7 protein-coding genes are annotated in these 8,227 nt (G+C 70.3%); 3 read left to right on the top strand and 4 right to left on the bottom strand.

All coding sequences use genetic code 11. The annotated features are described in order from the left end of the window. Nucleotides 1–44: 44 nt before the first annotated feature. On the bottom strand, nucleotides 45–1,658 hold the full coding sequence (locus AB0B48_RS30365; protein ID WP_357207497.1) for a ricin-type beta-trefoil lectin domain protein: 1,614 nt from the start codon (nucleotides 1,656–1,658) through the stop codon (nucleotides 45–47). A 96-nt stretch (nucleotides 1,659–1,754) separates the two neighbouring features. Then, nucleotides 1,755–2,177 carry a DUF2000 domain-containing protein gene (locus AB0B48_RS30360; RefSeq protein WP_357207495.1) on the bottom strand — a complete coding sequence of 141 codons (423 nt, stop codon included), beginning with the start codon at nucleotides 2,175–2,177 and terminating at the stop codon, nucleotides 1,755–1,757. A gap of 49 nt (nucleotides 2,178–2,226) precedes the next feature. Here AB0B48_RS30360 and AB0B48_RS30355 point away from each other — a divergent pair, with 49 nt between their 5' ends. Then, nucleotides 2,227–3,129, top strand: coding sequence for an AraC family transcriptional regulator (locus AB0B48_RS30355; protein ID WP_357207493.1), 903 nt, complete (start codon nucleotides 2,227–2,229; stop codon nucleotides 3,127–3,129). On the opposite strand, the gene AB0B48_RS30350 is transcribed toward AB0B48_RS30355, so the two are convergent. Continuing rightward, on the bottom strand, nucleotides 3,037–3,870 hold the full coding sequence (locus AB0B48_RS30350; protein ID WP_357207490.1) for a helix-turn-helix transcriptional regulator: 834 nt from the start codon (nucleotides 3,868–3,870) through the stop codon (nucleotides 3,037–3,039). The two genes, AB0B48_RS30355 and AB0B48_RS30350, sit on opposite strands and share 93 nt — an antisense overlap. Nucleotides 3,871–4,200: 330 nt before the next feature. Next, nucleotides 4,201–5,625, bottom strand: coding sequence for an aldehyde dehydrogenase family protein (locus AB0B48_RS30345; RefSeq protein ID WP_357207488.1), 1,425 nt, complete (start codon nucleotides 5,623–5,625; stop codon nucleotides 4,201–4,203). A gap of 197 nt (nucleotides 5,626–5,822) precedes the next feature. On the opposite strand from AB0B48_RS30345, the gene AB0B48_RS30340 reads away from it, so the two are divergent. Both AB0B48_RS30340 and AB0B48_RS30335 read left to right on the top strand, forming a co-directional pair. Further along, nucleotides 5,823–6,398: a DinB family protein gene (locus AB0B48_RS30340; RefSeq protein WP_357207485.1), complete on the top strand. Its 576-nt coding sequence runs from the start codon at nucleotides 5,823–5,825 to the stop codon at nucleotides 6,396–6,398. Nucleotides 6,399–6,619: 221 nt separating this feature from the next. Then, a complete protein-coding gene (locus AB0B48_RS30335; protein ID WP_357207481.1) occupies nucleotides 6,620–8,200 on the top strand; it encodes a DHA2 family efflux MFS transporter permease subunit in 1,581 nt (526 codons plus the stop codon). Nucleotides 8,201–8,227: the final 27 nt, after the last annotated feature.

Below are 8,227 nucleotides of genomic sequence, written 5' to 3'. Positions count from 1 at the left end.
GTGGGGTGGCGGCGGGCCCTCGGCGCCACCCCACGACGACCTGGTCAGTTGGGGTTGTTGGCGTGGGTCAGCGTCTCCCAGGCGACGAAGAGGTTGTTCGTCCCGGCCGGACGTTGTTGCAACGTGAGGGTCTGGGTGTTGGTCATGACGTTGCCCAACCGGGTGCTCATCGCGTTGAAGCCGACCTCGGTGATCGGCCCGAGGCCCCGGGTGAGGCTGCCACCGCAGAGCCAGGAGGGTGGCGCCTCGCCGAGCTGGTAGCGCGAGTGGAAGCCCAGCGCCTGGCGCAGCCGCTCACCGACCTGCGGGTACAGGTCCCGTCCCTGGATCCGGGAGGTCTCCGCGACGTGCGAGATCGCGGAGATTCCGTACCCGGTGTGAACGAAGTCGCGGCAGGTCTCCTGGGCGAGGCCGGCGACGAAGGTGGACTGGCCCTGCCAGTAGCCGATGATCTCCGCGCTGGTGTCCAGGCCGCTGCCGGGCATCGTGTACGGCAACGCGCCGTCGCTGGGCAGGTAGATGAAGGCCCGGGTGCGGTTGAGGAAGCGGGTGACCGCCGCGTCGTAGGCGCTCCGGTCGTCCAGGAAGACGGCGATGCCGACTGCGGCCTCCATCATGGTCAGTTCCCAGTTGCCGTTGCTGTTCGAGCCGTTGCGCACCACCGGCAGGTAGACGTTGCGCAGCATGGTGGCGAAGCGGTTGGCGTTGGGCCAACTCGTGTACGTGTACTTGATGATCTCGGCCGCCCGGGGCCAGACCGAGGCGGCCCAGCCGGTCTGCAACGGGCCGTTGCTGCCGGTGTGTGCGGTGATCGTCGCCGACCAGGCATCCATGATCTGGATCGACTTCTGCGCGTACCGGGCGTCCCCGGTGACGTACCAGGCGAGCGCGTCGGTGTACGCCGCGATCGCGTCCTCCCGCTCGTCGGTGCAGCCGTTGTTCGGGTTGGAGTAGGAACCACACTCGACCACCGAGCGGGGCGCCGGGGTGCGCGACAGGGAGGCGTACCGGCTGCCCATCATCTGGCTGTAGGCCGACGCCCACGGCTGCGCGCCGGCCTGCACCCGGCCGCGGACGAAGTCGAGTTGACCCCGGCTGACCAGCACACCGGGGTGCGTGAAACCGCCGGACGGGGGTGGTGTGGTGCCGCCGCCGGTGGGCAGCGTCCAGGTCTGGTTGGCGGTGCCGGTGCAGCTCCAGATCTGCAGCGGGGTGCCGTCGGCGGAACTCTGGCCGGTCGCGTCGAGGCACTTGCCCGAGGTCGGGTTGACCAGTTGCCCGGCGTTGGCCGACCACTGCTGCGCCCCGGTGCCGTTGCAGTCGTAGATCTGCACCCGGGCGCCGTTGGCGGTGCTGGCGGCGGCGATGTCCAGGCACTTGCCCAGCGCCCGGATCGTGCCGTCGTCGCCGACCGTCCACTGTTGCGCGGAGGAGCCGTTGCAGGCGAAGAGCTGGACTGCGGTGTTGTTGGCCGAACTCGCGGCGGCCACGTCGACGCACTTGCCGCCGTACCCGGTGATGGTGCCCGTCGCGGCCGCCACGGCGGGCGATGCGCCGACGACCAGACCGGTCGGTACGGCGAGCAGGGCCGCGGCGAGCGCAGTGATCAGTCTGATGCGGGGGTGGCGGGGCGTGAGCCCGGCCGATCGTCGCGCCATGTGGGGGTCCTTCCGGGGCGGCGAAACAACTGTAAAGTGTGTTAATCATTACAGTCATACAGGCCGATATCAATGTCTTCGTCGCCACGGATGCCGTTACGGGTGCATGGACGCACCCTTGAGCACCTTGTCCACCACGTTGCGCGGCGCGTGCAACGCCAGTCCCACCAGGTCGAGCTTCTCCCGTCCGACCGCCTGGACGGCGGCCCGGTTGTCCCGGTCGTTGCCGGTGGCGAACAGCTCGGAGGTGAAGATCGCCAGCCGTAGGCCACGAGCGAGGCCGCGCGAGTGCGCGCCGACCAACGTCGCCCGGTCCCCGGCGAAGACCAGCACCGGCTGACCGAACATCGGCAGGTAGCCGGTGCCGTCCGCGTCGCGGTACTCCTCGCCGACCAGCTCCGGCAGCGTGCTCGCGATGCCGCTGACCAGGAAGGCGGTGACGTTCAGCCGTTGCCAGCCCGCCAGGTCGTTGCGGAGCAGCACGGCGATCTTTGTGGGAAAGCGGATCGGTTCGGTCATGGCGTCGAGCCTGCCGCCCGAACACCTACCGGTCTTGTACGTTCTTAGCGTGGCCACCCGCCCGGCGGGCTCGCACGTCAGCGCGTGGCGACCCGCGGTAGCCGGGGTCGCCGAGGTCTTCCACGCCCATTTCGTCGACCACGCCTACCCCCGGCACATCCACGAGGTGTGGACGCTGTTGATCGTCGACGACGGCGCGGTCCGCTTCGACCTGGACCGGCACCGGCACGGCGCGCTGCGCACGTCGGTCACCCTCCTGCCGCCGTACGTGCCGCACGACGGCAGATCCGCCACACCCGACGGCTTCCGCAAGCGCGTCCTGTACCTCGACACCTCGACGCTCGACGCCGAGCTGGTCGGGCGGGCCGTCGACGAGCCGGACCTGGCCGATCCGCGGCTGCGCGACCGGGTCCACCACCTGCACCAGGCGCTCGCCACACCCGGCGACGAGTTCGAGGCCGAGAGCCGGCTCGCTTTCATCCTGGACCGGCTCCGCCGCCAGCTCCGCCAGCGCTGCCCGGTCGGTGTCCAGCTGGCCGGACACGGCCTCGCGGTGCGCCTACGGGAGCTGCTGGACGCCCGGACCGTCGAGGGCGTCACCCTTCGGGAGGCCGCGGAACTGCTGCATGCCCACCCGACCCACCTGGTCCGGGCGTTCACCCAGGCGCACGGCGTGCCACCGCACACGTACCTGACCGGCCGCCGGGTCGAGCTGGCCCGTCGCCTGCTCCTCGCCGGGCAGCGGCCCGTCGAGACCGCCGTCGCGGCCGGGTTCTTCGACCAAGCGCACCTGACCCGCCACTTTCGGCGCTACCTGGGGGTCAGCCCGGCCCGCTACCCCCGCCCGAGCCGATCGCGTTCAGACGAGCTGGCCGCCGATGACGGCGAGCAGGCGCAGCTTCTCGTCGCTCGGCGACCCGGGTACGGCGGTGAAGACCAACAGTGTCTGTGACTGGTCGGGATCCACGAGCGTCTGGCAGTGCAGCTCCAACGCCCCGACCTCCGGGTGCACGAAGTGCTTGGGCGGGCAGTAGCCGGCGGGCACCGGGTGCTCCCGCCAGAGCTGCGCGAACTCCGGGCTCCTGGCCAGCAGGTCGTCGACGAGCGCGGCGGCCCGTGAGCCGCGCCCGTCACGGGTGTACGCCGCGTGCAGGTGCGCCACGAGCAGGCGACTCTGTGTCTGGTGATCCTGCGCCGGGTGCAGCTGCCGTGCCGTCGGGTCGGTGAACCAGCGGTGGTGCGCGCTGCGCGCCAACCCGGTGTACCGGGTCTCGTCACCGAGCAGGGCGACGGCCGGCGCGGTCTGCGCCAGGGTCTCGCCGAGGTGGTTCACCACCTGGGCCGGGGTGTCGTGCATCCGGTCGAGGATGCGCATCATTCCCGGGTTCACGTGGTCGGCCCGCACCGCGCGGCGCGGAACGGCGTGACCGGCGAGCTGGAACAGGTGGTCCCGTTCGGCGAGGGAGAGCCGCAGGCCCCGGGCCAGGGCGGCGAGCATCTGCTCCGAGGGGTGCGGCCCGCGCTTCTGCTCCAACCGGCTGTAGTAGTCGGTGGACATCCCGCTCAACGTGGCGACTTCCTCACGCCGCAGCCCTCCGGTGCGCCGACGGGGGCCCCGGGGCAACCCCACGTCCTCGGGCTGCAGGGCCTCCCGGCGGGTACGCAGGAAGCTCGCGAGTTGGGCGCGGTCCACGGGTGTCTCCGATCGGTGGGTGCCGGCGAATCGACAGGCACATGGAGTGCAACAGACCAGCCCCGCCCCGCTGTTCCACCCCACCCCAAGATCGCACTCCCGCCCGCGCCCTGCGCCCCGCGCCCGCGCCCGCGCCCGCGTTCAAGATCGCACTAAATCATGGTTGTAGTGGTGTGCGGGGCGATCGAGGCCACTACATCCACGATCCAGCACGATCTTGGGGCGGGGCGGGGCGGGGCGGGGCGGGGCGGGGCGGGGCGGGGCGGGGCGGGGCGGGTGTCCTGGTCCCGATGTCGACCGACAGGTGTGGGTCGCGGCCGTCTGGGGCGGTCAGCGTTGGATGGACTTGGTCTCCAGGAACTCCTCCAGCCCCAAGCGGCCGAACTCGCGGCCGTTGCCGGAGTGCTTGTAGCCGCCGAAGGGGGCGAGCGGATTCCAGTGGCCGGCGTTCACGTCGACCTGGCCCACGCGCAGCCGCCGGGCGATCGCCAGCGCGTGCTCCGGCTCACCGAAGACGCCGCTGGTCAGGCCGTACAGCGTGCCGTTGGCGATGGCAACGGCCTCCTCCTCGTCGGCGTAGGGGATGATCGTCAGCACCGGGCCGAAGATCTCCTCCTGGGCGATCGCGGAGGCTGGATCGACGTCAGCGAAGATCGTCGGCTGGACGTAGGCCCCGACGGTCAGCCCCTCGGGCCGCTGTGGGCCGCCGAACACGAGCCGAGCGCCGTCGGTGGTACCCCGTTCGATGTAGCCGACGACTTTCTGCCGGTGGGCCTCGGACGCCATCGGGCCGATCCGGGTGGCCTCGTCGCCAGGGTCGCCGACGGTGTACTGCTTCGCGGCCTCGACGGCCAACGTCACGACCTCGTCCTGACGGGAGGCGGGCACCAGCATCCGTGGCCATGCGCCGCAGACCTGACCGCCGTTGCTGAACGCCATCATCACGCCCCGCTCGACAGCGGTGGGCAGGTCGGCGTCGTCGAGGATGATGTTCGCGCCCTTGCCGCCCAGCTCCAGCGCGACCCGCTTGACGGTCGCCGCGGCCACTGCGGAGATCCGCTGTCCTGCCCGGGTGGAGCCGGTGAAGGAGATCATGTCGATGTCCGGGTGGGCGGAGATCGCCTCGCCGACGGTCGCGCCGGTGCCGTAGACCACGTTGAAGACACCCGCCGGTACGCCGGCCTCGGCGGCGACCTCGGCGAGGATGCGCGCGGTCAGCGGGGCGTTCTCGGACGGCTTGAAGACCATCGTGTTGCCGGCGAGCAGAGTCGGTGCCAGCTTGGAGACGATCTGCTGAAGCGGAAAGTTCCACGGCGTGATCGCGCCGACCACGCCGATCGGCTCGCGGACGATGAGCGAGTTGCCGACCTCCTCGGTCCAGGCGAAGTCGTCGGCCAGGCCGGCGATGGACTCGACCACGGCGGCCGGAAACGCGACCTGGGCGGTCCGGGACATGCCGATCGGAGAGCCCATCTCGGCGGTGATCGCCTGGGCGATCTCCTCCGTGCGGGCGGCGAGGCCGGCACCGAGGCGGCGCAGCACGTCTGCCCGGTACCGCGGGGTGGTCGCCGACCAGGCCGGGAAGGCGGCTCGGGCGACAGCGACGGCGCGGTCGACGTCGGCGGCGGTGCCGGCCGGGGTCTCGGCGACGACCTCGCCGGTGGCCGGGTTCACGACGGGAAGGGTGCCGGCGGAGCCGGTGACGGTCTCGCCACCGATCCAGTGGCCGGCAACGGTGTAGGTGGAAGGTGTCATGGACCGACCGTCGCACCGCTGCCGAACCCCAACCAGGTGCGGTTCATCCGCGGTTCGGCGATCCCTGGCTGGGGCCCCGCAGGTCGGGTTGGGCGAGCCCCAGCACCGGCGTGGCTGGGTGGCGTGTCCTGCCGATCGGGAGCTTCGCGGACTGCTCGGGGCAACGCCGACACCCGACCGGATGTCATAGTGCCGCGATGAAGGCGGATCTGCTCAGTTACTTGAAGGGCGGCCGTGAGTCGCTGCTGTGGAAGCTCGACGGGCTCGGCGAATACGATATTCGGCGTCCGTTGACCCCGACCGCTACCAACCTGCTCGGTCTGGTGAAGCACTCGGCGACCATGGAGATCCTCTACTTCGGCGTCGTGTTCGGCCGCCCGTTCGAGCAGGAACTGCCGTATGTCGGTGCCGGGGCGGAGACCAATGCCGACATGTGGGCGAGTGCGGATGAGACCCGCGAGGAGATCGTGGCGCTGTACGAGCGCGCGATCGCCCACGCCGACACCACCATCGAAGCCCTCGCACTGCACGACGTAGGCCACGTGCCGTGGTGGGGCGATGCGGCGGTCACGTTGCACCATGTCCTGGTCCACGTCATCGCGGAAACCCAGCGGCACGCAGGCCACGCTGACATCGTGCGCGAACTCATCGACGGCACGGCCGGGCTGCTGCCCAGGCACGACAATCTGCCCCCCGTGGACGAGTCATGGTGGCGGGACCACCGTCGGCGAGTGGAGCAGGCTGCCCTCGACGCCAGCCGGGGCAGCAGCTAGTTCTCTGCCGGCTGATTGCCACCCCGACGTCCGGCCACAGTTCGCACGGCCGATCGGATACGCGGCCGGTCCGTCACGAAATCCGGCGGCGGATCGTCACAGAGGGCGGTTAGTCTTCCTCCGCGCGTCGTCGTCCTGGCACGTCGCGCCCCGCGCCCGGTTGGCGCGGCATCGCCGCCACCGCCCACCGTCGGCCGGCTCAATCGACTTCAGGAGAGTTAGTGACACAGCAATCTCTCGCGACATCGGACAAACTCGACGCCGCGGTGCTCAAGGTGGCGGGCGTCGTCGTCCTTGGCGCGATCATGTCGATCCTCGACGTGACGGTGGTCAGCGTGGCGCTGCCCAAATTCCAGAGTGAGTTCGACGCGTCCTACGCCCGCGTCGCCTGGACCATGACCGCCTACACCCTTGCGCTCGCCACCGTGATTCCGCTCAGCGGGTGGGCGGCGGACCGGTTCGGCACCAAGCGGCTCTACATGGTGGCGCTGACCCTGTTCACGATCGGGTCGGGGCTCTGCGCCATGGCCGACACGATCGGCGAGCTGATCGGTTACCGGGTCCTCCAGGGCCTGGGTGGCGGCATGCTCATGCCGCTGGGCATGACCATCATGACCCGGGCGGCCGGTCCGCACCGGATCGGTCGGTTGATGGCCGTCCTCGGCATCCCGATGCTTCTGGGGCCGATCGGCGGCCCGATCCTCGGTGGTTGGCTGATCGACACCGCGAGCTGGCACTGGATCTTCTTGATCAACCTGCCGATCGGCCTGATCGCCCTTATCTACGCGCAATTCGCGCTGCCGAAGGACGCGCCCGAGCCGTCCGAGTCGTTCGACTTCGTCGGCATGCTCATGCTCTCGCCGGGTCTCGCGCTGTTCCTCTACGGCGTCTCGTCCCTGCCGGAGGCGGGCACCTTCGCCGAGGCCAAGGTCTGGGCCCCGATGCTGGTCGGCGGCGCGCTGGTGGTGGCGTTCGTGCTCTACTCGTTCAAGCCCCGGCACCCGCTGCTCGACCTGCGGCTGTTCCGCAACCGCAGTCTGACCATCGCGTCAGTGACGATGTTCGTGTTCATCATCGCGTTCATGGGCGCCGGCCTGCTGTTCCCGAGCTACTTCCTGCAGGTGCGCGGTGAGTCGACGCTGGCCGCCGGCCTGCTGATGGCCCCGCAGGGCATCGGCGCGATGATCACGATGCCGATCGCCGGCACGTTGGCCGACCGGGTGCCGATCGGGCGTACCGTCCCGTTCGCGCTGGGGCTCATCGTCGTCGGGTTCTTCGGCTTCACCCAGGTCGACCCGCAGACCTCGTACTGGCTGCTCGGCGGTTCGCTGTTCGTGATGGGTCTGGGCATGGGCGGCACGATGATGCCGATCATGACGTCGGCGCTGCGGACGTTGCAGGCACAGGAGGTGGCCCGCGGTTCGACGCTGGTCAACATCCTCCAGCAGATCGGCGGTTCGGTCGGCGCAGCCGTGATGTCGGTGATCCTCACCAACGAGCTCAACGGCTCCCGGCCGATCCCCGGGCTGGTGGACGAGAGCGGCAAGCCGATCACCGAAGCCGGGCTGGCCATCGCCTCCCAGCAGCGGCCGGAGCTGCTCCAGCAGATGCCGGTGGACCCGTCGATCATCGAGCGCGGGTTGGACTTCGCCGCCAAGTCGTTCGCGAGCACGTTCTGGGTCGCGTTCGCGCTGGTCGTGCTCACGATCATCCCGGCGGCGTTCCTGCCGCGCCGACGTCAGCCGGCGCAGCTCGACGACCCGCAGGGCGAGCAGGTCAGGACGCCCGTCGTCATCCACTGACCGACCCCGCCGCGCGCGTCAAACCAC

This window comes from Micromonospora sp. NPDC049089, from assembly GCF_040648775.1.
Taxonomy (GTDB): domain Bacteria; phylum Actinomycetota; class Actinomycetes; order Mycobacteriales; family Micromonosporaceae; genus Micromonospora.
This window is presented reverse-complemented; position numbering and strand designations above follow the sequence as displayed.